Genomic DNA, 23,422 nt, shown 5'->3' on the forward strand with positions numbered 1-23,422 from the left:
GCGCCTTGACGGTGTGGTGGGCGCATTCCTATAGTGTGCGCAAGTGGCGGAAAGTGGCACAAAGTGGGTTTTTTGAACGTAAAACGCTAAAATTTGGAGAAACGCATCTGTGTTTCGCGGAGCTAACGCTATCAGTCTCGATGCAAAAGGCCGTCTCGCCATGCCGAGCCGGTATCGTGACGAGCTCATTTCGCGAAGTTCTGGACAGTTGATCATCACGATCGATGCCGTTGACCCTTGTTTATGTGTTTACCCCCTCGATGAGTGGGAGTTGATTGAAACCAAATTGCGCGCCCTTCCTTCATTGCGTGAAGAAAACCGTCGCCTGCAGCGTTTGCTGATTGGTAATGCCGTCGACCTCGAGCTCGACGGCAGTGGTCGCTTCCTGGTACCGCCGCGTTTGCGCGAGTACGCCAAGCTGGATAAGCGCGCAATGCTGGTCGGCCAACTGAACAAGTTCCAATTGTGGGACGAAGATGCCTGGGATGCTGTTTCTGCAGCTGACCTGGCTGCTATTCAACAACCGGGCGCGATGCCTGATGAACTGCGTGATTTGATCTTGTGACTATTGATAGCGGCTTTAACCACATCACCGTATTGCTTGACGAAGCCGTTGAGGCTCTCGCTGTGCGCGCGGATGGTTGCTATCTGGATGGCACGTTCGGCAGGGGCGGGCATAGCCGCTTGATACTCAGCCAGCTTGGGTCCGACGGAAAGCTCCTCGGATTCGACAAGGACCCCCAAGCGATTGCCACCGGGCAAGCGCTAGCGGCCGAAGACGGCCGCTTTGTCGTTGTGCAGCGCAGCTTTGCCGAGCTGGGTGCCGAAGTCGCCGAGCGCGGCATGGCGGGCAAAGTGGCCGGGGTTTTGCTCGACCTGGGCGTGTCCTCGCCACAGCTCGATGATCCCGAGCGTGGCTTCAGCTTCATGAACGACGGCCCGCTCGACATGCGCATGGACCCTACCCGGGGCATCAGTGCGGCCGAGTTCATCGCCACCGCTTCCCACGAAGAAATCACCCGTGTATTCAAGGAATACGGCGAAGAGCGCTTCGCCGGCCGCATGGCCCGTGCCGTGGTCGAGCGCCGCGAAATCCAGCCGTTCGAGCGCACCGCCGACCTGGCTGAAGTGCTGAAAGTCGCCAACCCGGCGTGGGAGAAGGGCAAGAACCCGGCCACCCGTGCGTTCCAGGGCCTGCGCATTCACGTCAACAACGAATTGGGCGATCTGGAAGCGGGCCTCGAAGCCGCGCTGGATGCCTTGGAAGTGGGCGGTCGCCTGGTGGTGATCAGCTTCCACTCCCTGGAAGACCGCATCGTCAAATTGTTCATGCGCCGTCTGGTCAAGGGTGAGTCCGACAACCTGCCGCGCAACCTGCCGGTACGTTTCGAAGCCTTCGTGCCGAAAATCAAGATCCATGGCAAAGCGCAATTCGCTTCCGAAGCCGAACTGAAGGCCAACCCACGTTCGCGCAGCGCCGTCATGCGTGTCGCGGAGAAGCTGCGTTGAGCAAGCTTTTCGCCAAGCCCCTCCCGGGCGGCAGCTTCTTCATGATGCTGTTGTACGTCGGCGTGCTGGTGTCCGCGATTGCGGTGTCCTACAGTGCCCACTTCAACCGTCAATTGCTCAACACCCTGTACGGGGAGTTGAGTGTGCGTGACAAGGCGCAGGCCGAGTGGGGGCGACTGATCCTGGAGCAAAGCACCTGGACGGCCCACAGCCGTATCGAAGTGCTGGCCACTGAACAGCTGAAAATGCACATCCCCGGCGCGGCCGAAGTCCGCATGGTGGCGCCATGATGAAGCTCGAAGGCGCACTCTACCCCTGGCGCTTCCGCCTGATGCTCGGCTTGCTGGCATTGATGGTGGGCGCGATCGCCTGGCGGATCATCGACCTGCAAGTGATCGATCGTGACTTCCTGATCGGCCAGGGCGATGCCCGCAGCCTGCGGCATATCCCGATCCCTGCGCACCGCGGCCTGATCACTGACCGTAATGGCGAGCCCCTGGCCGTCAGTACGCCGGTGACCACCCTGTGGGCCAACGCCAAGGAACTGCAAACCGCCAAGGAAAAGTGGCCGCAGCTTGCCGCCGCCTTGGGCCAGGACCCGAAGGCCCTCTCCGAGCGCCTCGAAGCCCAGGCCAACAAAGAGTTCATCTACCTTGTTCGCGGCCTGACCCCCGAGCAAGGCCAGCAAGTGCTCGACCTCAAGGTTCCCGGTGTCTACGGCATCGAGGAGTTCCGGCGTTTTTACCCGGCCGGTGAAACCACCGCCCACATGGTTGGCTTTACCGACATCGATGACCACGGCCGCGAAGGCGTGGAGTTGGCCTACGATGAATGGCTGGCCGGGGTTCCCGGCAAACGACAAGTCATCAAGGATCGGCGCGGCAGACTGATCAAGGATGTCCAGGTCACCAAAAACGCCAAGGCCGGTAAGCCCTTGGCGTTGTCGATTGACCTGCGTCTGCAGTATCTGGCCAACCGCGAGCTGCGTAACGCGATCATCGAGAACGGCGCCAAGGCCGGCAGCCTGGTGATCATGGACGTGAAGACCGGCGAGATCCTCGCCATGGTCAACCAGCCGACCTACAACCCGAACAACCGTCGCAACCTGCAACCGGCGATGATGCGCAACCGCGCCATGATCGACGTGTTCGAGCCGGGTTCGACCATGAAAGCCATCTCCATGAGTGCCGCCCTCGAAACCGGACGCTGGAAGCCCAGCGACAAGGTCGAGGTCTATCCGGGCACCTTGCAGTTGGGCAAATACACTATCCGTGACGTGTCCCGTACCGAAGGCCCGGTGCTGGATCTGACAGGTATCCTGATCAACTCCAGTAACGTGGGCATGAGTAAGGTCGCCTTCGATATTGGCGGCGAAACCATCTACCACCTGGCGCAGAAGATCGGCCTGGGTCAACCCACCGGCCTCGACTTCCCGGGCGAGCGCGTAGGCAACCTGCCGAACTATCGCGACTGGAAGAAAGCCGAGACAGCAACGCTCTCCTACGGCTACGGCCTGTCGGTGACCGCGATCCAGCTGGCCCACGCCTTCTCGGTATTGGCCAACAATGGTCGCATGGTTCCACTGAGCCTGATCCACGTCGACGAAGCGCCGAAAGCCACCCAGGTTATCCCGGAAAACGTCGCCAAGACCATGCAGGGCATGCTGCAACAAGTGATCGAAGCACCGCGCGGCGTATTCCGTGCCCAGGTGCCGGCGTACCACGTGGGCGGCAAGTCCGGTACTGCGCGTAAAACCTCGGTGGGCACCAAGGGCTACGCCGAGAACTCCTACCGTTCGCTGTTCGCCGGCTTCGGCCCGATGAGCGATCCACGCTACGCCATCGTCGTAGTGATCGACGAACCGAGTAAAGCCGGCTACTTCGGTGGCCTGGTATCGGCGCCGGTGTTCAGCAAAGTGATGTCCGGCACCCTGCGCCTGATGAACATCACCCCGGACAACCTGCCGCCGACCCAACAAGCGAACGCCGGACCACCGGCCGCTGCTGTAAAAGCCAATGGAGGGCGCGGCTGATGTCTCTTAGCCTGAACAAGATTTTTGCCCACGCCGGTCGTGATCTGCTGATCCGCGAGTTGAGCCTGGACAGCCGCAATGTGCGCGCCGGGGACCTGTTCCTGGCGGTGCCGGGCGGCAAGTTCGATGGTCGCGAGCACATCGCCGATGCCTTGCAGCGCGGTGCGGCGGCCGTGGCGTATGAAGTGGAAGGCGCCACTGTGCTGCCGATCACCGACGTGCCGTTGATTCCGGTCAAGGGCCTGGCCAAGCAGCTGTCGGACATCGCCGGGCGCTTCTATGGCGAGCCGAGCCGTCACCTCAACCTGGTGGGCGTCACCGGCACCAACGGCAAGACCAGCGTGACCCAGCTTGTGGCCCAGGCGCTTGACCTGCTCGGCCAGCACTGTGGCATCGTCGGCACCCTCGGCACCGGTTTTTATGGTGCGCTGCAAAGCGGCCTGCATACCACGCCGAACCCGATTGCCGTACAAGCGACCCTGGCCGACTTGAAAAAGGCCGGCGCCAAGGCCGTTGCCATGGAGGTCTCGTCCCACGGCCTGGACCAGGGCCGCGTGACCGCGCTGGCATTTGACGTGGCGGTGATGACCAACCTGTCCCGTGATCACCTCGATTACCACGGCACCATGGAGGCATACGCCGCCGCCAAGGCCAAGCTGTTTGCCTGGAATGAATTGAAGTGCCGGGTGGTGAACCTGGACGACGCGTTCGGTCGCCAACTGGCAGCAGAGGACCGCGAGTCTCGGCTGATCAGCTACAGCCTGGAAGATTCCAGCGCGTACCTGTATTGCCGTGAAGCCCAATTCAATGACGAAGGCGTGCGCGCCACTTTGGTCACGCCCCAGGGCGAGCATCATTTGCGCAGCACCTTGCTCGGTCGTTTCAACCTGAGCAACGTCCTCGCCGCCGTCGGTGCTTTGCTCGGCCTGGACTACGCCCTGGATGAAATCCTACGGGTGCTGCCCAAGCTGGAAGGCCCGGCCGGTCGCATGCAGCGTTTGGGTGGCGGTTCGCAGCCGCTGGTGGTGGTTGATTACGCCCACACTCCGGATGCCCTGGAAAAAGTCCTGGTAGCCCTGCGTCCTCACGCCAAGGGCAAGTTGCTGTGCCTGTTCGGCTGCGGTGGCGATCGTGATCGCGGCAAACGTCCATTGATGGCCGAGATCGTCGAACGTCTGGCCGATGGCGTGCTTGTCACTGACGACAACCCACGCAGCGAAGATCCGAGCCAGATTTTCGATGACATCCGCGTCGGTTTCAAAGACGCGTCCAAGGTCACCTTCGTTGCCGGCCGCGGCGCCGCCATCGCCCAATTGATCGCCGGCGCCAGCGCTGACGACGTGGTGGTGCTGGCCGGTAAAGGTCACGAGGACTACCAGGAAATCAACGGCGAACGCCATGCCTTCTCCGATCTGGTCGAGGCCGATCACGCCTTGACCGCCTGGGAGGTTGCCCATGCTTGAAGCGATGAAATTCAGCGAACTGACCCAGGCCCTGTCGGCCCGTATGCTGTCGGGCGATTGCAGCTTCAACGGTGTCAGCATCGACAGTCGTAACATCAAGCCGGGACAGCTGTTTGTCGCCTTGGCCGGCCCGCGTTTCGATGGTCACGACTACCTGAATGACGTCGCCGCCAAAGGCGCGGTGGGGGCCTTGGTGCAGCGCGAAGTGGCGGATTCCACCTTGCCGCAATTGCTGGTCGCCGATACCCGTCTGGCCCTCGGCCAGTTGGGCGCGCTGAACCGTGCCGCCTTCAACAAACCCGTTGCGGCCATCACCGGCTCCAGCGGCAAGACCACGGTCAAGGAACTGCTCGCCGGCGTCCTGCGCACACGCGGGCCGGTGCTCGCCACCCGTGGCAACCTGAACAATGATTTCGGCGCTCCGCTGACCCTGCTCGAACTGGCCCCGGAACACACGGCGGCGGTGATTGAGCTGGGCGCGTCGCGCATCGGTGAAATCGCCTACACCGTGGCGCTGACCAAGCCCCACGTGGCGATCATCAACAACGCCGGCACCGCTCACGTCGGTGAGTTCGGCGGCCCGGAAAAAATCGTCGAAGCCAAGGGCGAAATCCTTGAAGGCCTCGATGCCGCGGGCACTGCGGTATTGAATCTGGACGACAAGGCCTTCGAGACCTGGCGTGTACGCGCCGCCGGTCGCAAGGTCCTGACGTTTGCCGTGCTCAACGCAGCGGCTGACTTCCATGCTTCCAACATCAGCGTCGACGCCCGTGGCTGCCCGTCCTTCACCTTGCACACGCCACAAGGCAGCGAGCAGGTGCAGTTGAATCTGCTGGGCAACCACAACGTCGCCAACGCCTTGGCCGCCGCTGCTGCCGCCCACGCCCTGGGTGTGTCGCTGTTCGGGATCGTCACCGGCCTGGGCGCGGTGCAGCCGGTCAAGGGCCGCACCGTGGCGCAGTTGGCCACCAACGGCATGCGCGTGATCGATGACACCTACAACGCCAACCCGTCCTCCATCAACGCCGCTGTCGACCTGCTGAAGGGCTTTGCCGGGCGCAAGGTCCTGGTGCTCGGCGACATTGGCGAGCTGGGCGATTGGGCTGAACAAGGCCACCGCGAAGTCGGTGCCTATGCCGCTGGCAAAGTCGATGCGCTGTACGCCGTGGGGACGAACATGGCCCACGCCGTGGCCGCCTTTGGCCCCGGTGCGCGGCACTTCGCGACCCAGGCCGAGCTGATCCAGGCGCTGGCTACGGCTGAACAAGACAAACAAACCACTATTTTGATCAAGGGATCGCGCAGCGCGGTGATGGAAAACGTCGTCGCGGCCTTGTGTGGCTCAAGTACGGAGAAACATTAATGCTGCTGCTGCTGGCTGAGTATCTGCAACAGTTCCACAAAGGCTTCGCGGTCTTCCAGTACCTGACCCTGCGCGGGATTCTAGGTGTGCTGACTGCGCTGTCTCTGTCGCTGTTCCTGGGACCGTGGATGATCCGCACCCTGCAGAACCTGCAAATTGGTCAATCGGTTCGTAATGACGGCCCGCAGTCGCACCTGTCCAAGTCCGGCACCCCGACCATGGGCGGTGCGCTGATCCTGTCGTCCATCGGCATCAGCACCTTGCTCTGGGCTGACCTGCACAACCGCTACGTGTGGACGGTGTTGCTGGTGACCCTGTTGTTCGGCGCCATTGGCTGGGTCGATGACTACCGCAAAGTGATCGAGAAAAACTCCAAGGGGCTGCCAAGCCGCTGGAAGTATTTCTGGCAGTCGGTGTTCGGCCTGGGCGCAGCGATCTTCCTGTTCATGACCGCGCCAAGTGCGGTGGAAACCACCCTGATCATCCCGATGCTCAAGGACGCCAGCATTCCACTGGGCGTTGGCTTCGTGGTGCTGACCTATTTCGTGATCGTCGGCTCCAGCAACGCGGTGAACCTCACCGATGGCCTCGACGGCCTGGCGATCATGCCGACGGTGATGGTGGGCGGCGCGCTTGGCATCTTCTGCTACCTGTCGGGTAACGTGAAATTCGCTGAATACCTGTTGATCCCGTATGTACCGGGCGCGGGCGAGCTGATCGTGTTCTGCGGCGCGCTGATCGGTGCCGGCCTGGGCTTCCTGTGGTTCAACACCTACCCCGCACAGGTCTTCATGGGCGACGTCGGCGCACTGGCGTTGGGCGCGGCCCTGGGCACCATCGCGGTGATCGTGCGCCAGGAAATCGTCCTGTTCATCATGGGCGGTGTGTTCGTGATGGAAACCCTGTCGGTGGTCATCCAGGTGGCGTCCTTCAAATTGACCGGGCGTCGCGTGTTCCGCATGGCGCCGATCCACCACCACTTTGAACTCAAGGGCTGGCCCGAGCCGCGCGTGATCGTCCGTTTCTGGATCATCACCGTGATTCTCGTGTTGGTCGGCCTTGCCACCCTGAAACTGAGGTAGAAACGAGTGTCCCTGATCGCTTCAGACCACTTCCGCATCGTTGTCGGCCTCGGCAAGAGCGGCATGTCCCTGGTTCGCTTCCTGGCGAACCGGGGCACGTCGTTTGCCGTGGCCGATACGCGGGAAAATCCACCGGAGCTGGTCACGCTGCGCCGTGACTACCCGCACGTGGAAGTGCGTTGTGGCGAGCTGGATGTCGAGTTTCTGTGCCGTGCCGACGAGCTCTACGTGAGCCCCGGCCTGGCCCTGGCGACACCCGCCCTGCAAGCCGCTGCGGCCCGCGGCGTGAAGCTGTCCGGTGACATCGACCTGTTCGCGCGTAACGCGAAGGCACCGATAGTGGCCATCAGCGGTTCCAATGCGAAAAGCACCGTGACCACCCTGGTCGGCGAGATGGCGGCTGCGGCCGGCAAGCGCGTGGCGGTGGGCGGCAACCTCGGTGTGCCGGCGCTGGACCTGCTCAGCGACGACGTCGAGCTGTACGTGATGGAGCTGTCGAGCTTCCAGCTGGAAACCACCCACGACCTCGGCGCCGAAGTGGCGACCGTGTTGAACGTGAGTGAAGACCATATGGACCGCTACAGCGGCCTGCCGGCGTATCACCTGGCCAAGCACCGGATCTTCCGTGGCGCCAAGCAATTTGTGGTCAATCGCCAGGACGCCCTGAGCCGTCCGCTGATGGGCGAGGGCATGCCTTGCTGGACATTCGGCCTGGGCAAACCCGATTTCAAAGCCTTCGGCATCCGTGAAGAGAACGGCGAGAAATACCTGGCCTTCGAATTCCAGAATCTGATGCCGGTGCGCGAGCTGAAAATCCGTGGCGCCCATAACCAATCCAATGCCCTTGCGGCGTTGGCGCTGGGGCATGCGGTGGGCCTTCCGTTCGACGCCATGTTGTCGGCCCTGCGCAGCTTCGGCGGCCTTGAGCATCGCTGCCAATGGGTACGCGAGCTCAATGGCGTCAACTATTACAACGACTCCAAAGCCACCAATGTCGGTGCGGCCCTGGCTGCCATCGAAGGCCTGGGTGCCGATATCGACGGCAAGCTGGTGCTGATTGCCGGTGGCGACGGCAAGGGCGCCGACTTCAAGGACCTCAAGGGCCCGGCCGCTGCACATTGCCGCGCCGTAGTGCTGATGGGCCGCGATTCCGACCTGATCGCTGCCGCCCTCGGCGACGCGGTGCCGCAAGTGCGCGCCACGTCCCTGGATGACGCCATTGCCCAGTGCAAGGCCCTGGCCCAACCGGGCGATGCGGTGCTGCTGTCGCCGGCGTGTGCCAGCTTCGACATGTTCAAGAACTATGAAGAGCGCGGCCAGCTGTTCGCCCGCGCCGTGGAGGCTTTGGTATGAGCCTCGGTCTGAGAAACATCATCAAGCCGTACCCGTCGCCGATCATCACCGGGCGCGGTATCGACCTTGATTTCCCGATGCTCGCCGGTTGCCTCGCACTGCTGGGCCTGGGCCTGGTGATGATTACCTCGGCATCGTCCGAAGTGGCCGCCGTGCAGTCGGGTAACACCCTTTACATGATGATCCGTCACCTGGTGTACCTGCTGCTCGGCCTCGGCGCCTGCATCGTCACCATGATGATTCCCATCGCCACCTGGCAGCGCCTGGGTTGGCTGATGCTGATCGGCGCGTTTGGCTTGCTGGTCATGGTGATCCTGCCCGGCATCGGCCGCGAGGTGAATGGTTCGATGCGCTGGATCGGTTTCGGCGCGTTCAACGTGCAGCCTTCGGAAATCGCCAAGGTGTTCGTGGTGATCTACCTGGCCGGCTACCTGGTGCGTCGCCAGAAAGAAGTGCGCGAAAGCTGGATGGGCTTCTTCAAGCCGTTCATCGTGCTGCTGCCCATGGCCGGCCTGTTGCTGATGGAGCCCGACTTCGGTGCCACCGTCGTGATGATGGGGGCAGCGGCGGCAATGCTGTTCCTTGGCGGTGTTGGCCTGTTCCGCTTCACCTTGATGGTGGTACTGGCCGTCGCGGCCGTGACCGTCCTGGTGCAGGCGCAACCCTACCGGATGGCCCGTCTGATTACCTTTACCGACCCGTGGTCCGACCAGTTCGGTTCCGGCTACCAGTTGACCCAGGCGCTGATCGCCTTTGGTCGCGGCGAGTGGCTGGGCGTGGGCCTGGGCAACAGCGTGCAGAAGCAATTCTACCTGCCGGAAGCCCACACCGACTTCGTGTTCTCGGTACTCGCCGAAGAACTCGGCGTAGTGGGCTCGCTGTGCACCGTCGCACTGTTCGTGTTCGTGTGTGTGCGCGGCATGTACATCGGTTTGTGGGCCGAGAAGGCCAAACAGTATTTCGCCGCGTATGTGGCGTACGGCTTGTCGTTCCTGTGGATCGGCCAGTTCCTGATCAACATTGGCGTGAACGTCGGCCTGCTGCCGACCAAGGGCCTGACCTTGCCGTTCCTCAGCTACGGCGGCAGTTCGTTGGTGATTTGCTGCGCTTGCCTGGGCCTGTTGCTGCGCATCGAGTGGGAGAGTCGAACCCACCTGGGCAGCGAAGAGATGGAATTCAGCGAAAGCGACTTTGCCGAGGAGCCGACCCATGGGCGCTAACGTGCTGATCATGGCGGGCGGCACCGGGGGCCATGTGTTCCCGGCCCTGGCCTGTGCGCGGGAATTCCAGAACCGTGGCTACACCGTGCACTGGCTGGGTACGCCGCGCGGTATCGAAAACGAATTGGTGCCGAATGCCGGCTTGCCGCTGCACCTGATTAACGTCACCGGCCTGCGCGGCAAGAGCAAGTTGTCCCTGCTCAAGGCGCCGTTCGTGTTGCTCAAGGCGGTGTGGCAGGCGCGCAAGGTGATCCGCGAAGTGCAGCCGGTGTGTGTACTCGGCTTCGGTGGTTACGTGACCGGCCCAGGAGGCGTTGCCGCCAAACTCGCCGGTGTGCCGGTGATCGTGCACGAGCAGAACGCCGTCGCCGGTACGGCCAACCGCCTGTTGGTGCCGTTGGCTGCGCGGGTGTGCGAGGCCTTCCCGAAAACCTTCGGTGCATCGGACAAGCTGCGCACTACCGGTAACCCGGTACGCACCGAGCTGTTTATGGACATCGCCCGTGACGCGTTGGTGGGGCGCAAGGCGCGCCTGCTGATCATGGGCGGAAGCCTGGGCTCCGAGCCTTTGAACAAACTGCTGCCGGAAGCACTGGCGCAACTCCCTGTGGAATTGCGTCCAGAGGTCTTTCATCAGGCTGGCAAGAACCATGGTGAAGTCACTGCTGCGCGTTATCGCGAAGCCGGTGTAGAGGCGAACGTACAGCCTTTCATCAAAGACATGGCCCAAGCCTATGGCTGGGCCGACCTGGTGGTCTGCCGCTCCGGTGCGCTGACCGTCAGTGAACTGGCCGCCGCCGGTCTGCCGTCCTTGCTGGTGCCTTTGCCCCATGCGATCGACGATCACCAGACCCGCAACGCCGAATATTTGGCCGGGGAGGGCGCTGCCTTCCTGCTGCCGCAAAGAACGACTGGCGCCGCCGATTTGGCCGCACGCCTGACCGAGGTTTTGATGCAACCGGAACGACTCAACAGCATGGCCAGCACCGCAAGCCGCCTGGCCAAACCTGACGCAACCCGCACCGTGGTCGATATCTGCCTGGAGGTGGCCCATGGTTGAGCATCAGAAAGCCATGCCACAACCCGAGATGCGCCGCATCCGTCGCATCCACTTCGTCGGTATCGGCGGCGTGGGCATGTGCGGCATTGCCGAAGTGTTGCTGAACCTGGGCTACCAGGTGTCCGGCTCGGACTTGAAAGAGTCGCCGGTCACCGAGCGCCTGAAAAGCTTCGGCGCGCAGATCTTTATCGGCCACCGTGCCGAGAACGCCGCCGACGCCGATGTGCTGGTGGTATCCAGCGCCGTGAACACCTCCAACCCGGAAGTGGCCACTGCCCTTGAGCGCCGTATTCCGGTGGTGCCACGTGCCGAGATGCTGGCCGAGCTGATGCGCTACCGCCACGGCATTGCCGTCGCCGGTACCCATGGCAAAACCACCACCACCAGCCTGATCGCCTCGGTGTTCGCCGCCGGTGGCCTGGACCCGACCTTCGTGATCGGTGGCCGCCTGAATGCAGCCGGTACCAATGCACAACTGGGCACCAGCCGTTACCTGATCGCCGAAGCTGATGAAAGCGATGCAAGCTTCTTGCACCTGCAACCGCTGGTGGCCGTGGTCACCAACATCGACGCCGACCACATGGCGACCTACGACGGTGACTTCAACAAGTTGAAGAAAACCTTCGTCGAGTTCCTGCACAACCTGCCGTTCTACGGTTTGGCGGTGGTGTGCCTGGATGATCCGGTGGTGCGTGAGATCCTGCCGCAGGTCAAGCGTCCGACCGTGACCTACGGCTTCAGCGAAGACGCCGACGTGCGTGCGATCAATGTGCGCCAGGAAGGCATGCAAACCTTCTTCACCGTGTTGCGTCCGGATCGCGAGCCGTTGGACGTGTCGGTGAACATGCCCGGCAACCACAATGTATTGAACTCCTTGGCGACCATCTGCATCGCCAGTGACGAGGGCGTCAGCGATGACGCCATCGTCGCCGGCCTGTCGGGTTTTGCCGGTGTGGGCCGTCGCTTCCAGGTCTACGGCCAACTGCCGGTAGAGGGTGGCGACGTAATGCTGGTGGACGACTACGGCCACCACCCGACCGAAGTCGCAGCCGTGATCAAGGCCGTACGCGGTGGCTGGCCCGAGCGCCGCCTGGTGATGGTGTACCAGCCGCACCGTTACAGCCGTACCCGCGACCTCTACGACGATTTCGTCAATGTATTGGCCGATGCCAACGTACTGTTGCTGATGGAGGTGTACCCGGCCGGTGAAGAACCGATCCCGGGCGCGGACAGCCGCAAGCTGTGCAACAGCATCCGCCAGCGTGGCCAGTTGGACCCGATCTACATCGAGCGTGGTGTGGACCTGGCGCCAATCGTCAAGCCGTTGCTGCGTGCTGGCGACATTTTGCTCTGCCAAGGCGCCGGTGACATTGGTGGCCTTGCCCCGAAACTGCTGGCGAGCCCGCTGTTTGCCGTTGCACAGGGGAAGTCGAAATGACCACGAATTACGACGCCCTGTTTTCCACAATCGCCCCGGCCGACTTCGGTCGCGTCGCGGTATTGTTCGGCGGCAAAAGCGCTGAGCGCGAAGTGTCGCTCAAGTCCGGCAACGCCGTGCTCGAAGCCCTGCAAAGCGCTGGCGTGAACGCGTTCGGCATCGACGTGGGCGACGACTTCTTCGCCCGCTTGCAGGCCGAGAAGATCGACCGCGCCTTTATCATCCTCCACGGACGTGGCGGTGAAGACGGCAGCATGCAGGGCCTGCTGGAGTGTGCCGGCATCCCTTACACCGGCAGTGGCATCCTTGCGTCCGCGCTGGCCATGGACAAGTTGCGCACCAAGCAGGTGTGGCACAGCCTGGGGATTCCCACCCCGCGTCACAGCGTTCTGTGCAGCGAAGACGATTGTATTTCTGCAGCCAAGGAACTGGGCCTGCCTTTGATCGTCAAACCTGCCCATGAAGGCTCCAGTATCGGCATGGCCAAAGTGAACTCGGCCGCCGAATTGATCGACGCATGGAAAGCGGCAAGTACCTACGATTCGCAAGTGTTGGTGGAACAGTGGATCCAGGGTCCCGAGTACACCATCGCCACCCTGCGTGGTCAGGTATTGCCGCCTATCGCATTGGGCACGCCCCACACTTTTTACGACTACGACGCCAAGTATGTGGCCTCCGATACCCAGTACCGGATCCCGTGTGGCCTCGACGCAGCCAAGGAACAGGAATTGATGGACCTCACGGCGAAAGCCTGTGAGGCGTTGGGTATCGCCGGTTGGGCGCGGGCAGACGTGATGCAGGATGACCAAGGGAATTTCTGGTTCCTTGAAGTCAACACCGCACCCGGCATGACCGACCACAGCCTGGTGCCAATGGCCGCTCGCGCAGCGGGCCTGGATTTCCAGCAGTTGGTGCTGGCGATCCTGGCCGCCAGCGTTGAGCCCCGAGGCTAAGACATGAAAGGCGCATCGCTTCGTCATCAGCCCCCACAAGCACCGAGCCGCAAGCCGGTGCCACGGGGTGCCAGCCGGATGGTGGCCAAAGAGCCGATGTCGGCGCGCCTGCCGAAAGCCAATTTTGGTTTCCTCAAGGCGCTGTACTGGCCGGTGTTGCTGGTGGTGCTGGGCTTCGGAACCTACGAAGGCGCGCAGCGTCTGTTGCCGTATGCCGACCGCCCGATCACCAAGATCAGCGTGCAGGGCGACTTGAGCTACATCAGCCAGCAAGCGGTGCAGCAGCGCATCGGCCCGTACCTGGCGGCGAGCTTCTTCACCATCGACCTGGCGGGGATGCGTGGGGAGCTGGAGCAGATGCCGTGGATCGCCCACGCCGAAGTCCGCCGCGTGTGGCCGGACCAGGTAACGATCCGCCTGGAAGAACAACTGCCCGTGGCCCGTTGGGGTGACGAAGCGCTGTTGAACAACCAGGGCCAGGCGTTCACCCCGCGTGAGCTGGCGAACTATGAGCACCTGCCGCAGCTGTTCGGGCCGCAGCGGGCGCAACAACAAGTGATGCAGCAGTACCAGGCCTTGAGCCAGATGCTGCGGCCACTGGGCTTCTCCATTGCACGCCTGGAACTGCGTGAACGGGGCAGCTGGTTTTTGACGACCGGCGCCGGCAGTTCCGGCCCGGGCATCCAGTTGTTGCTGGGACGCGACCGCTTGGTGGAAAAGATGCGCCGCTTTATTGCCATCTATGACAAGACCTTGAAAGAACAGATTACGAACATTGCGAGCGTCGACCTGCGTTACGCCAACGGCCTTGCCGTCGGCTGGCGTGAACCGGCTGCGCCCACGGCAGCGCAACCCGCTGTCGCGAAGAATTAAGAAGAGGCAGGACCCATGGCAAACGTGCAAAGCGGCAAAATGATCGTCGGTCTCGATATCGGCACCTCCAAGGTGGTGGCGCTGGTGGGCGAGGTCGGGGAAGACGGCGTGATCGAGATCGTCGGTATTGGCACGCATCCGTCCCGGGGCCTGAAGAAGGGCGTGGTGGTGAACATCGAGTCCACCGTGCAATCGATCCAGCGCGCCATCGAAGAAGCGCAGCTGATGGCCGGTTGCCGGATCCACTCGGCGTTTGTCGGCGTGGCTGGAAATCACATCCGCAGCCTGAACTCCCACGGCATCGTGGCGATCCGCGACCGTGAAGTCAGCTCTGCCGACCTTGAACGCGTGCTCGACGCTGCCCAGGCCGTTGCGATCCCGGCTGACCAGCGCGTGCTGCACACGCTGCCGCAGGACTACGTGATCGACAACCAGGAAGGCGTGCGTGAGCCCCTGGGCATGTCGGGCGTGCGCCTGGAAGCCAAGGTCCACGTAGTGACCTGCGCCGTCAACGCCGCACAGAACATTGAAAAATGCGTGCGCCGTTGTGGCCTGGAAATCGACGACATCATTCTGGAGCAACTGGCTTCGGCCTACTCCGTGCTGACCGACGACGAAAAAGAACTGGGCGTGTGCCTGGTGGACATCGGCGGCGGCACCACCGACATCGCGATCTTCACCGAGGGTGCGATCCGTCACACCGCGGTGATCCCGATTGCCGGTGATCAGGTGACCAACGACATCGCCATGGCGCTGCGTACACCGACCCAGTACGCCGAAGAAATCAAGATCCGCTACGCCTGCGCCCTGGCCAAACTGGCTGGTGCCGGCGAGACCATCAAGGTGCCAAGCGTGGGCGACCGTCCACCGCGCGAACTGTCGCGCCAGGCCCTGGCCGAAGTGGTCGAGCCACGCTACGACGAGCTGTTCACCCTGATCCAGGCTGAACTGCGCCGCAGCGGCTACGAAGATCTGATCCCGGCCGGCATCGTGCTGACCGGCGGTACCTCGAAGATGGAAGGCGCGGTCGAACTGGCCGAGGAAATCTTCCACATGCCGGTGCGCCTGGGCGTGCCCCATGGCGTGAAGGGCCTGGGAGACGTGGTGCGCAACCCGATTTATTCCACTGGCGTGGGCTTGCTGTTGTACGGCCTGCAAAAGCAGACCGACGGCATTTCCCTGTCGGGCCCGAGCATCCGTGACAGCTATCGCAGTGACGATGAAGCCAAGGCGCCGTTGTTCGAGCGCTTGCAGGCTTGGGTAAAAGGCAATTTTTAAAGATTTACCGCAACACCGCAGTAAGCAGTAGGCGAAAAAACTAGAGAACTGAAAGGAGAGGGAACATGTTCGAACTCGTAGACAACATCCCCGCAAGCCCGGTCATCAAAGTGATCGGTGTCGGCGGTGGCGGCGGCAACGCTGTCAACCACATGGTCAAGAGCAACATTGAAGGCGTTGAATTCATCTGCGCCAACACTGATGCCCAGGCGCTGAAAAGCATCGGCGCGCGGACCATCCTGCAATTGGGCACGGCTGTGACCAAGGGCCTCGGCGCTGGCGCCAATCCGGAAGTCGGCCGTCAAGCCGCCCTGGAAGACCGCGAGCGTATTGCCGAAGTGCTGCAAGGCACCAACATGGTGTTCATCACCACCGGCATGGGCGGCGGTACCGGTACCGGTGCTGCACCGATCATTGCCGAAGTGGCCAAGGAAATGGGGATTCTGACGGTTGCAGTCGTGACCCGTCCGTTCCCGTTCGAAGGTCGCAAGCGCATGCAGATCGCCGACGAAGGCATCCGTCTGCTGTCTGAAAGCGTTGACTCGTTGATCACCATCCCCAACGAGAAACTGCTGACCATCCTGGGCAAGGACGCGAGCCTGCTGTCCGCTTTCGCCAAGGCTGACGATGTACTGGCCGGTGCCGTTCGCGGTATCTCCGACATCATCAAGCGCCCAGGCATGATCAACGTCGACTTTGCCGACGTACGCACCGTGATGAGCGAAATGGGCATGGCGATGATGGGCACTGGCTGCGCCAGCGGTCCGAACCGTGCACGTGAAGCCACCGAAGCAGCCATCCGCAACCCGTTGCTGGAAGACGTGAACCTGCAGGGCGCACGCGGCATCCTGGTGAACATCACTGCCGGTCCTGACCTGTCCCTGGGTGAGTACTCCGACGTGGGTAGCATCATTGAAGCCTTCGCTTCCGAGCACGCCATGGTCAAGGTCGGTACCGTTATCGATCCGGACATGCGCGACGAACTGCACGTGACCGTGGTTGCTACCGGCCTGGGTGCCAAGATCGAGAAGCCTGTAAAGGTCATCGACAACACCCTGCACACCAGCCAGGTAAGCCAGGCGGCTGCCGCTCCAGCGCCTTCGCGCCAGGAACTGCCGTCGGTGAACTACCGCGACCTGGACCGTCCGACCGTGATGCGCAACCAGGCTCAGGCCGGTGCTGCGGCGTCCCGTAGCCCGAATCCGCAAGATGATCTGGACTACCTGGACATCCCGGCATTCCTGCGTCGTCAGGCCGATTAATGGAATGTATCAGGGCTATGAAGGTGATTGGTGTTCAGCAAAGGTCTGGTCTGCTATTATCGCCAGCCTTTGTTGATACCAGTTCGCAATTTGCGCTGAAGCGGTCCAAGCCATGATTAAACAACGCACCCTGAAGAATATTATTCGTGCCACAGGTGTAGGTCTGCACTCCGGGGAGAAGGTATACCTGACCCTCAAGCCTGCACCTGTCGACACCGGCATCGTGTTTGTGCGTGCCGACCTGGACCCTGTCGTGCATATTCCTGCTCGCGCGGAAAACGTTGGCGAAACCACCATGTCGACCACATTGGTCAACGGTGACGTCAAAGTGGACACGGTGGAGCACTTGCTCTCGGCCATGGCTGGCCTGGGCATCGATAACGCCTACGTCGAGCTCTCCGCGTCCGAAGTCCCGATCATGGATGGCAGCGCTGGACCTTTCGTATTCCTGATCCAATCTGCCGGCCTGGAAGAACAGGACGCAGCGAAGAAGTTCATTCGCATTCTGCGGGAAGTGACAGTAGAAGACGGCGACAAGCGCGCCACCTTCGTCCCGTTCGAAGGCTTTAAAGTGAGCTTTGAGATCGATTTCGATCACCCGGTATTCCGTGACCGCACCCAAAGTGCAAGCGTGGATTTTTCCAGCACTTCGTTCGTAAAAGAAGTCAGCCGCGCCCGTACCTTTGGTTTCATGAGTGACATCGAGTACCTGCGCAAGCACAACCTCGCACTCGGCGGCAGCGTTGAAAACGCCATCGTGGTCGACGCGGATGGTGTACTGAACGAAGACGGCCTTCGCTACGAAGACGAATTCGTGAAGCACAAGATCCTCGATGCAATCGGTGACCTCTACCTGCTGGGCAATAGCCTGATAGGCGAGTTCAAAGGCTTCAAGTCGGGCCACGCCCTTAACAACCAGCTGCTGCGCAAGTTGATTGAGCAGACAGACGCTTGGGAAGTCGTGACCTTCGAAGATGCCAGCACCGCACCGATCTCTTACATGCGTCCCGTTGCGGCGGTGTAAGTAACAACTCTCTTTCTTTAGTTTTGAAAGGCTACCTTCGGGTGGCCTTTTTTTTATGCCTGCCGTTCACGCTTATGAAGATCAAGAATGTGGGAGCGGGCTTGCCCGCGAACGCGATATGTCAGCTACACATCTGCCGCCTGGCACTGCGCTTTGCCAGGCAAGCCAGAACCCACATTGACATGTCAGAGGGTCGCGGCGACCACCGTGCGGTTGCGCCCAGTGTGCTTGGCCTCATACAACGCCTGATCCGCACTCAACAACAGCGCCTCCAGCGACAGCCGACTGTGCTTGTCCCACGTGCTCAAGCCAATACTCACCGTGATTGGCCGCTCGTCCCCTGCCACCCGTGGCAAGTTCTCGACGCTGCTGCGGATATGCTCGGCGATGACCTGGGCGCCGTTGGCATCGGTATGCGGCAATACCACTGCAAACTCTTCGCCACCATAGCGTGCCGCCAGGTCGGCAGGGCGGCGGATATTGGTGCCGATCACTTGGGCGACGTTACGCAACGCCTCATCGCCGCCGTGGTGGCCGTGGCGATCGTTGAAGGCCTTGAAGTGGTCGACATCGATCATCAGCAAGGTCAACGGCTCGGTGGAGCGCTGTGCGCGGTCCCATTCAAGGCGCAGACGTTCGTCGAGGATGCGGCGATTGGCCAGGCCGGTCAGGGCGTCGGTGGCTGCCAGTTCTGACAGCACGCGCTCGGTGCGATAGCGGCGGCGCAATTCCCGGCGCAGCATCCAGGTCAGCCACAGCAAGCCGATGCAGAGCACGCCGGTGGCACCGGAAGTCAGCAGCGCGGCGCGTTCCCAGGGAGCGAACACATCCTCGCTGGACAGCGCCACTACCACGATCAGCGGCAACTCACCGACGGTGGTGAAGGTATACAAACGTTCGGTGCCGCTGATGGCGGAAATCGCCCGGAAGCTACCTTCGCCTTCGCGCAGCATGCGTTTGAAGTTGGGGCGATCACTCAGGTCCTTGTCGATCATGTCGCGTTCCAGCAACGGTTGCTGGGCCAGGAGGATGCCCTGGGTGTTCAGCAGGTTGACGGTGCTGCCATTGCCGATGGTCAGGCGATTGAACAACTGATCGAAATACGCCAGGCGCATGGTGGCCACTGCGACACCGGCGAACTCGCCGCTGGGGCCTGAGACTCGGCGACTGAATGCGATTCGCCATACTTGATCACAGGCGCAATGGATTTTGAACGGGCGGCTGATAAACAGTCCGGCCTGCGCATTGTCTTTATGCGCCTGGAAATAGTCCCGGTCAGCAAAATTGCGCGGCGTCGGCCACAGTGTCGAGGAGTCGGCAGTCACATCACCGTTGGTGTCCAGCAACAGCACTTCGCCTTTGAAGGGGGCCGCGATGGATTGATCAAACTGCACCATATGTCTGACGTCCGGGGGCACTTTCGCCAGGTCCGTGCGCGTGGTGGCGGCAATCAGTCCCTGCAGTGTCAGGTCGTATAGCTCGACGTTACGCAGTACATCGGCATTGATCAGTTGCGTGATGTTGGTGGTCGCGCGCTGGGCTGCCTGCAGGGTGCTGGCGTGTTCACGGATCAACAGCGCCGCGACAATCACCATGATCAGGACAACAGTCAGGCCACTGCCCAGAATCAGAAAAAGCTCTGGGCGTGCAGGCAGGGTACGGCCACGGTCTTGGCTCATCGTGCAGACTTCAGCGGTTGGAATGCTGGCAGTTTAGTTCTACGCGACGAAAATTAAATGGCTGGTAAAAAAGAAAGATCCCCGGATCAGAACACGTTGATCGGATAGTCGACGATCACGCGGTATTCATCCACGTCATTGTCCACCGCCGAATAGCCGTTGCTGCCGCGGTTGGTCGCCCATTGCAGGCGCACGGCCAAGTCTTTGGCCTTGCCGCCCTGCACCACGTATTTCAGGTCGATGTCCCGTTCCCAGTGCTTGGCGTCCTTGCCCTCGGCGCTGTACCAGCGGCTGTAGCCACGGCTTTGCGGGTCGACGCTGGTCAGGTCGGTCTTGCCGCTGATGTAGGACACTGCCGACGTCAGGCCAGGCATGCCGAGGCCGCTGAAGTCGTAGGCGTACTTGAGTTTCCACGAGCGTTCGTTCGGGCCATTGAAGTCCGAATATTGCTGGGAGTTGTCCAGGTACACGCTGTCGCCCTGGGCGATGTAGTCGAACGGCGTGTTGCCGTTGACCCGCTGGTACGCGGCGGTGACGCTGTGATGGCCCACGCCCACGCTGAAATGCAGGCTGTAGGTGTTGTTGTCGATGTTGCCTAGCAGCGATTGCCCGGTGTCCTGGGTGTGGTAGTAGTGCAGGCCGGGATTGAGGCTGACCAGGTCGTTCAGCGCGTAGGTGTAGTCCAGGTCGTAGTAGTACTGGTTCCACACATCCTTCAGTTCGGAGGCGTAGAGGTTGCTGGTCAGCCCGGGCATGCCGCTGAACGACACACCGGCCCAGTTCATGTGCTGTGCATCGGTGTGGCTCGGCAGGGCGCCGTAGCTGGTGCCGATGCGCTGGTGGCCGCTCTGGTTATAGAGCTTGGTGAAACTGGCCTGGCCACCTTCGAACAGCCAACCGTCGAGGCTGTGGTTGGCCAGGGTCACGCCACGGAAGGTCTGCGGCAGCATGCGCGTCATGCCGCCGGCGATCACCGGGTTGTTGAGGAACAGGTCGCCGGCCTTCAATTCAGTGTCCAGCGCGCGCATTTTCAAGGTGCCGCCCGCCGTGGAGAAGGACCCCGGCGCCTTGCCGTTGCCGCTGCCGTACGGAAGGATGCTGGAACCGTCTGTGCCGCCACCACCATCGAGTTTGAGGCCGAGCATGGCGTGGGCGTCCAGGCCGAAGCCAACGGTGCCCTGGGTGTAGCCGGATTCGAAAGTGCCGAGAAAGCCCTGGCCCCACTCCTTGCTGTCATCGCTGTGAATGTCGCGTCGGTCGCGGTTCATGTAGTAATTGCGGGTGTTGACGGTGAGGTGGGAGCCTTCGACGAAGCCGTCGGCGGGGGGGCTGCCTGCCGCGTGGGTCAGCGGGGCGATCGTTGCTGTAATCGCGAGGAATAACGGGGTGAACGTCAGCGAGTTCTTCACCGGGGGAGCTCCTTTGGATCAATCGAGAACGGCCATGTCGTGGGGTGTTCCTGGCCTTTTTTACGGCAAAAAAAAGCCGCTGAAGTCAGCGGCTTTTAAACAGATTCCCAGTGTAGAGCCCTGGAAATAAGTCGAGGGAAATTCGGGTAAGCGCAAACTGCTTTTGCCGTCACACTCATCGATGCGTCAAATTAACGCAGGCGAGCGGTACGATACAGAGTGTAACAAGATAATGACTGTTGCCCAAATCGCAACAGTGTGGTGGGCGGGGTTGCGTCCTCAGCGCGGGTGGCGCAGTCGGTCAAAATGGTACGCCTCGGTTTTTCAGGGCGACCGCGGTGCTTGGATTGAGGGCGGCTTAGTCCCCCGGCGCGGGACAAGCCCGCTCACTACAAGGGCAGGGTGATGCCGAAGGTGTTGCCGTTGGCGTCGCTTCGTACAAAGACGTCGCCGCCGTGCATCAGCGCAATCGCCTTGACGATGGCCAGCCCCAGGCCATGATTGGCGCCACTGTTGCTGCGCGAGGCGTCCACCCGGTAGAAGCGCTCGAACAAGCGCGGCAAGTGCTCGCTGGCAATCACCTCGCCGGGGTTGGTCACGCCGATTGCCACTTGATCCGCCTGGACCTCGATCTTCACATCGATGACCTGCCCTGGCGCGGTGTGTTGCACTGCGTTGCTCAGCAGGTTGATCAGTGCGCGGCGCAGGTGGGCTTTTTCGATGTGGACCGTGGCATCGCCGCTGACCCGCACGCTGACCTGGGCGTCTTCGAGGATGAAATCCAGATAGTCGAGAGTGGTGGCCACTTCATCGGCCAGGGCGCTTTCGATCAGCTTGGTGGCCTTGCTGCCCTGGTCGGCGCTGGCGAGGAAGAGCATGTCGTTGATGATCGAACGCAGGCGTTCCAATTCTTCGAGGTTCGATTGCAGCACTTCGAAGTAGTGTTCCGCCGAACGCCCGCGCGTCAGGGCGACCTGGGTCTGGCCGATCAGGTTGGTCAGCGGTGAGCGCAACTCGTGGGCGACGTCGGCGTTGAACGATTCCAGGCGTGAGTAGGCGTGTTCCACGCGGTCGAGGGTGGAGTTGAACGAGTTGACGAACTGGCTCAGCTCCGGCGGCAGCGGCGACAACCGCAAGCGCCCGGACAATTTCGGTGGCGCAAGTTTCTGCGCCTCATCCGACAGCTTGCCCAGCGGCTTGAGCCCGATGCGCGAGACCCAGAAGCCCAGCAGCGCGGCGAGGACTACGCCGACAAACGCCAGGCTGATCAGCGCCACCAGCAGATGGTGCTGGGTCGCGTGAAAGTTCTCGGTGTCGATGGCGATCATGAAGCGCAGCGGCGGGCGCTGATCCTTGGCCGGGAACTGGCTCACCAGGGCCTTGAACGGATGCTGGTGGCCCGGCAGATGCAAATCGCGCTTGCCGGTGTGCCCGTTGGCAAAGGCACGGATCTGTGGGTCGGGGTTGCCGTATTCGTAGGATGGGTCGCCGCTCACTACCCAGAAGTGGATACGTTTGTCCTCTTCACTGAGCAGCTTGAGCTTGGCGGTGATTTTTGCCCAATGGTCGGGCGTGCCAAAGCGACCCACCGACGATTCAAGCACGCTGTAGCGCGCATCCAGCTCGGCTTCCGGCAACAAGCCCAGGCTGCGGTCCACCTGCTGGTACAGCGCGCCGCCGATCAACACGAAGATCAGCAGCGCCACCAGGGTGAACATGCCGCTCAGGCGCAGGGCGATGGAGTTAGCCGACACTGCGGCTCTCCAGCACATAACCCATGCCACGAATGGTGTGCAGCAGTTTTTCTTCAAACGGTCCGTCGAGCTTGGCGCGCAGGCGTTTGATCGCGACCTCCACCACGTTGGCGTCACTGTCGAAGTTGATGTCCCAGACCATCTCTGCAATCGCGGTCTTGGACAGGATCTCGCCCTGGCGACGCGCCAGCACACTGAGCAGCGAGAACTCCTTGGCGGTCAGGTCCAGGCGCTGGCCGTTGCGACTGGCCTTGCGGCTGATCAGGTCGATCCACAGGTCGGCGACGGTCACCTGCACCGGCTCATGCCCGCCGCTGCGGCGGGTCAGGGCTTGCAGGCGCGCCACCAGTTCAAGGAACGAAAACGGCTTGCCCAGGTAATCATCCGCGCCTTCACGCAGGCCGCGAATGCGGTCTTCCACGCGCTCGCGGGCAGTGAGCATGATCACCGGCGTCTGTTTGCGCGCGCGCAAGGCCCGCAGCACGCCGAAACCGTCCAGGCCTGGCAGCATCACATCCAGCACGATGATCGCGTAGTCGTTCTCCAGCGCCAGGTGCAAACCCTCGACGCCTTCGCGAGCCACGTCGACGGTGTAGCCTTGTTCCGTCAGGCCGCGGTGCAGGTAGTCCGCGGTTTTTTCTTCATCTTCAATAATCAGGACGCGCATGAG

Annotated in this window: 20 protein-coding genes; 16 read left to right on the forward strand and 4 right to left on the reverse strand. The window is 61.8% G+C overall.

Annotated elements, in window-relative coordinates:
- Nucleotides 1–109: 109 nt before the first annotated feature.
- From mraZ to lpxC, 16 genes are all read left to right on the forward strand, one after another.
- On the forward strand, nt 110–565 hold the full coding sequence (gene mraZ, locus LIY36_RS26385) for a division/cell wall cluster transcriptional repressor MraZ (RefSeq protein ID WP_003171868.1): 456 nt from the start codon (nt 110–112) through the stop codon (nt 563–565).
- Entirely contained in the window at nt 562–1,509 is a 948-nt protein-coding gene (gene rsmH, locus LIY36_RS26390) for a 16S rRNA (cytosine(1402)-N(4))-methyltransferase RsmH (protein ID WP_370694884.1), read from the forward strand. The genes mraZ and rsmH overlap by 4 nt, the downstream gene beginning before the upstream one ends.
- The gene (gene ftsL / locus LIY36_RS26395) at nt 1,506–1,799 is read left to right on the forward strand and encodes a cell division protein FtsL (RefSeq protein ID WP_105520838.1); all 294 of its coding nucleotides are present in this window, start codon (nt 1,506–1,508) and stop codon (nt 1,797–1,799) included. Before rsmH ends, ftsL begins: the two co-directional genes overlap by 4 nt.
- Nucleotides 1,799–3,541 carry a peptidoglycan D,D-transpeptidase FtsI family protein gene (locus LIY36_RS26400; RefSeq protein WP_192297833.1) on the forward strand — a complete coding sequence of 581 codons (1,743 nt, stop codon included), beginning with the start codon at nt 1,799–1,801 and terminating at the stop codon, nt 3,539–3,541. Before ftsL ends, LIY36_RS26400 begins: the two co-directional genes overlap by 1 nt.
- Nucleotides 3,541–5,004, forward strand: a complete 1,464-nt coding sequence (locus LIY36_RS26405; protein WP_192297624.1) for a UDP-N-acetylmuramoyl-L-alanyl-D-glutamate--2,6-diaminopimelate ligase — start codon at nt 3,541–3,543, stop codon at nt 5,002–5,004. The genes LIY36_RS26400 and LIY36_RS26405 overlap by 1 nt, the downstream gene beginning before the upstream one ends.
- On the forward strand, nt 4,997–6,367 hold the full coding sequence (locus LIY36_RS26410; RefSeq protein ID WP_226457718.1) for a UDP-N-acetylmuramoyl-tripeptide--D-alanyl-D-alanine ligase: 1,371 nt from the start codon (nt 4,997–4,999) through the stop codon (nt 6,365–6,367). Before LIY36_RS26405 ends, LIY36_RS26410 begins: the two co-directional genes overlap by 8 nt.
- On the forward strand, nt 6,367–7,449 hold the full coding sequence (gene mraY, locus LIY36_RS26415) for a phospho-N-acetylmuramoyl-pentapeptide-transferase (RefSeq protein ID WP_017738698.1): 1,083 nt from the start codon (nt 6,367–6,369) through the stop codon (nt 7,447–7,449). The genes LIY36_RS26410 and mraY overlap by 1 nt, the downstream gene beginning before the upstream one ends.
- A 6-nt stretch (nt 7,450–7,455) precedes the next feature.
- Nucleotides 7,456–8,802: a UDP-N-acetylmuramoyl-L-alanine--D-glutamate ligase gene (murD, locus tag LIY36_RS26420; protein WP_226457719.1), complete on the forward strand. Its 1,347-nt coding sequence runs from the start codon at nt 7,456–7,458 to the stop codon at nt 8,800–8,802.
- A complete protein-coding gene (gene ftsW / locus LIY36_RS26425; RefSeq protein ID WP_442962230.1) occupies nt 8,799–10,022 on the forward strand; it encodes a putative lipid II flippase FtsW in 1,224 nt (407 codons plus the stop codon). Before murD ends, ftsW begins: the two co-directional genes overlap by 4 nt.
- A complete protein-coding gene (murG, locus tag LIY36_RS26430; RefSeq protein ID WP_226457720.1) occupies nt 10,012–11,082 on the forward strand; it encodes an undecaprenyldiphospho-muramoylpentapeptide beta-N-acetylglucosaminyltransferase in 1,071 nt (356 codons plus the stop codon). The genes ftsW and murG overlap by 11 nt, the downstream gene beginning before the upstream one ends.
- A complete protein-coding gene (murC, locus tag LIY36_RS26435) occupies nt 11,075–12,520 on the forward strand; it encodes a UDP-N-acetylmuramate--L-alanine ligase (protein ID WP_226457721.1) in 1,446 nt (481 codons plus the stop codon). Before murG ends, murC begins: the two co-directional genes overlap by 8 nt.
- Nucleotides 12,517–13,473, forward strand: coding sequence for a D-alanine--D-alanine ligase (locus LIY36_RS26440; RefSeq protein WP_192297614.1), 957 nt, complete (start codon nt 12,517–12,519; stop codon nt 13,471–13,473). Before murC ends, LIY36_RS26440 begins: the two co-directional genes overlap by 4 nt.
- 3 nt (nt 13,474–13,476) lie before the next feature.
- Nucleotides 13,477–14,346: a cell division protein FtsQ/DivIB gene (locus LIY36_RS26445; RefSeq protein WP_192297612.1), complete on the forward strand. Its 870-nt coding sequence runs from the start codon at nt 13,477–13,479 to the stop codon at nt 14,344–14,346.
- Between the two features lie 15 nt (nt 14,347–14,361).
- Nucleotides 14,362–15,624, forward strand: a complete 1,263-nt coding sequence (gene ftsA, locus LIY36_RS26450) for a cell division protein FtsA (RefSeq protein WP_110623104.1) — start codon at nt 14,362–14,364, stop codon at nt 15,622–15,624.
- A 65-nt stretch (nt 15,625–15,689) separates the two neighbouring features.
- Complete coding sequence (gene ftsZ, locus LIY36_RS26455) at nt 15,690–16,886, forward strand: cell division protein FtsZ (protein ID WP_017738690.1); 1,197 nt, start codon at nt 15,690–15,692, stop codon at nt 16,884–16,886.
- A gap of 112 nt (nt 16,887–16,998) precedes the next feature.
- Entirely contained in the window at nt 16,999–17,910 is a 912-nt protein-coding gene (gene lpxC / locus LIY36_RS26460; protein ID WP_016974965.1) for a UDP-3-O-acyl-N-acetylglucosamine deacetylase, read from the forward strand.
- 185 nt (nt 17,911–18,095) lie between these two features.
- Here the strand turns inward: lpxC and LIY36_RS26465 are convergent, their stop codons facing one another.
- The 4 genes from LIY36_RS26465 to LIY36_RS26480 form a co-directional block, all read right to left on the reverse strand.
- Nucleotides 18,096–19,589 carry a sensor domain-containing diguanylate cyclase gene (locus tag LIY36_RS26465; protein WP_226457722.1) on the reverse strand — a complete coding sequence of 498 codons (1,494 nt, stop codon included), beginning with the start codon at nt 19,587–19,589 and terminating at the stop codon, nt 18,096–18,098.
- An 86-nt stretch (nt 19,590–19,675) separates the two neighbouring features.
- Complete coding sequence (locus tag LIY36_RS26470) at nt 19,676–20,998, reverse strand: OprD family porin (protein WP_226457723.1); 1,323 nt, start codon at nt 20,996–20,998, stop codon at nt 19,676–19,678.
- Nucleotides 20,999–21,387: 389 nt separating this feature from the next.
- Complete coding sequence (locus LIY36_RS26475) at nt 21,388–22,752, reverse strand: heavy metal sensor histidine kinase (RefSeq protein WP_226457724.1); 1,365 nt, start codon at nt 22,750–22,752, stop codon at nt 21,388–21,390.
- A complete protein-coding gene (locus tag LIY36_RS26480; protein WP_192297604.1) occupies nt 22,742–23,419 on the reverse strand; it encodes a heavy metal response regulator transcription factor in 678 nt (225 codons plus the stop codon). Before LIY36_RS26480 ends, LIY36_RS26475 begins: the two co-directional genes overlap by 11 nt.
- Nucleotides 23,420–23,422: the final 3 nt, after the last annotated feature.

This window comes from Pseudomonas sp. AF03-9, from assembly GCF_020515815.1.
In the GTDB taxonomy this organism is placed as follows: domain Bacteria; phylum Pseudomonadota; class Gammaproteobacteria; order Pseudomonadales; family Pseudomonadaceae; genus Aquipseudomonas.

Excerpts from the sequence above, each read along its gene's own strand:
- LIY36_RS26400 (WP_192297833.1), top strand. The coding sequence starts at position 1,799 with ATGAAGCTCGAAGGCGCACTCTACCCCTGGCGCTTCCGCCTGATGCTC.
- LIY36_RS26405 (WP_192297624.1), top strand. The coding sequence starts at position 3,541 with ATGTCTCTTAGCCTGAACAAGATTTTTGCCCACGCCGGTCGTGATCTG.
- LIY36_RS26410 (WP_226457718.1), top strand. The coding sequence starts at position 4,997 with ATGCTTGAAGCGATGAAATTCAGCGAACTGACCCAGGCCCTGTCGGCC.
- mraY (WP_017738698.1), top strand. The coding sequence starts at position 6,367 with ATGCTGCTGCTGCTGGCTGAGTATCTGCAACAGTTCCACAAAGGCTTC.
- ftsW (WP_442962230.1), top strand. The coding sequence starts at position 8,799 with ATGAGCCTCGGTCTGAGAAACATCATCAAGCCGTACCCGTCGCCGATC.
- murG (WP_226457720.1), top strand. The coding sequence starts at position 10,012 with ATGGGCGCTAACGTGCTGATCATGGCGGGCGGCACCGGGGGCCATGTG.
- murC (WP_226457721.1), top strand. The coding sequence starts at position 11,075 with ATGGTTGAGCATCAGAAAGCCATGCCACAACCCGAGATGCGCCGCATC.
- LIY36_RS26440 (WP_192297614.1), top strand. The coding sequence starts at position 12,517 with ATGACCACGAATTACGACGCCCTGTTTTCCACAATCGCCCCGGCCGAC.
- LIY36_RS26445 (WP_192297612.1), top strand. The coding sequence starts at position 13,477 with ATGAAAGGCGCATCGCTTCGTCATCAGCCCCCACAAGCACCGAGCCGC.
- ftsA (WP_110623104.1), top strand. The coding sequence starts at position 14,362 with ATGGCAAACGTGCAAAGCGGCAAAATGATCGTCGGTCTCGATATCGGC.
- ftsZ (WP_017738690.1), top strand. The coding sequence starts at position 15,690 with ATGTTCGAACTCGTAGACAACATCCCCGCAAGCCCGGTCATCAAAGTG.
- lpxC (WP_016974965.1), top strand. The coding sequence starts at position 16,999 with ATGATTAAACAACGCACCCTGAAGAATATTATTCGTGCCACAGGTGTA.
- LIY36_RS26465 (WP_226457722.1), bottom strand. The coding sequence starts at position 19,589 with ATGAGCCAAGACCGTGGCCGTACCCTGCCTGCACGCCCAGAGCTTTTT.
- LIY36_RS26480 (WP_192297604.1), bottom strand. The coding sequence starts at position 23,419 with ATGCGCGTCCTGATTATTGAAGATGAAGAAAAAACCGCGGACTACCTG.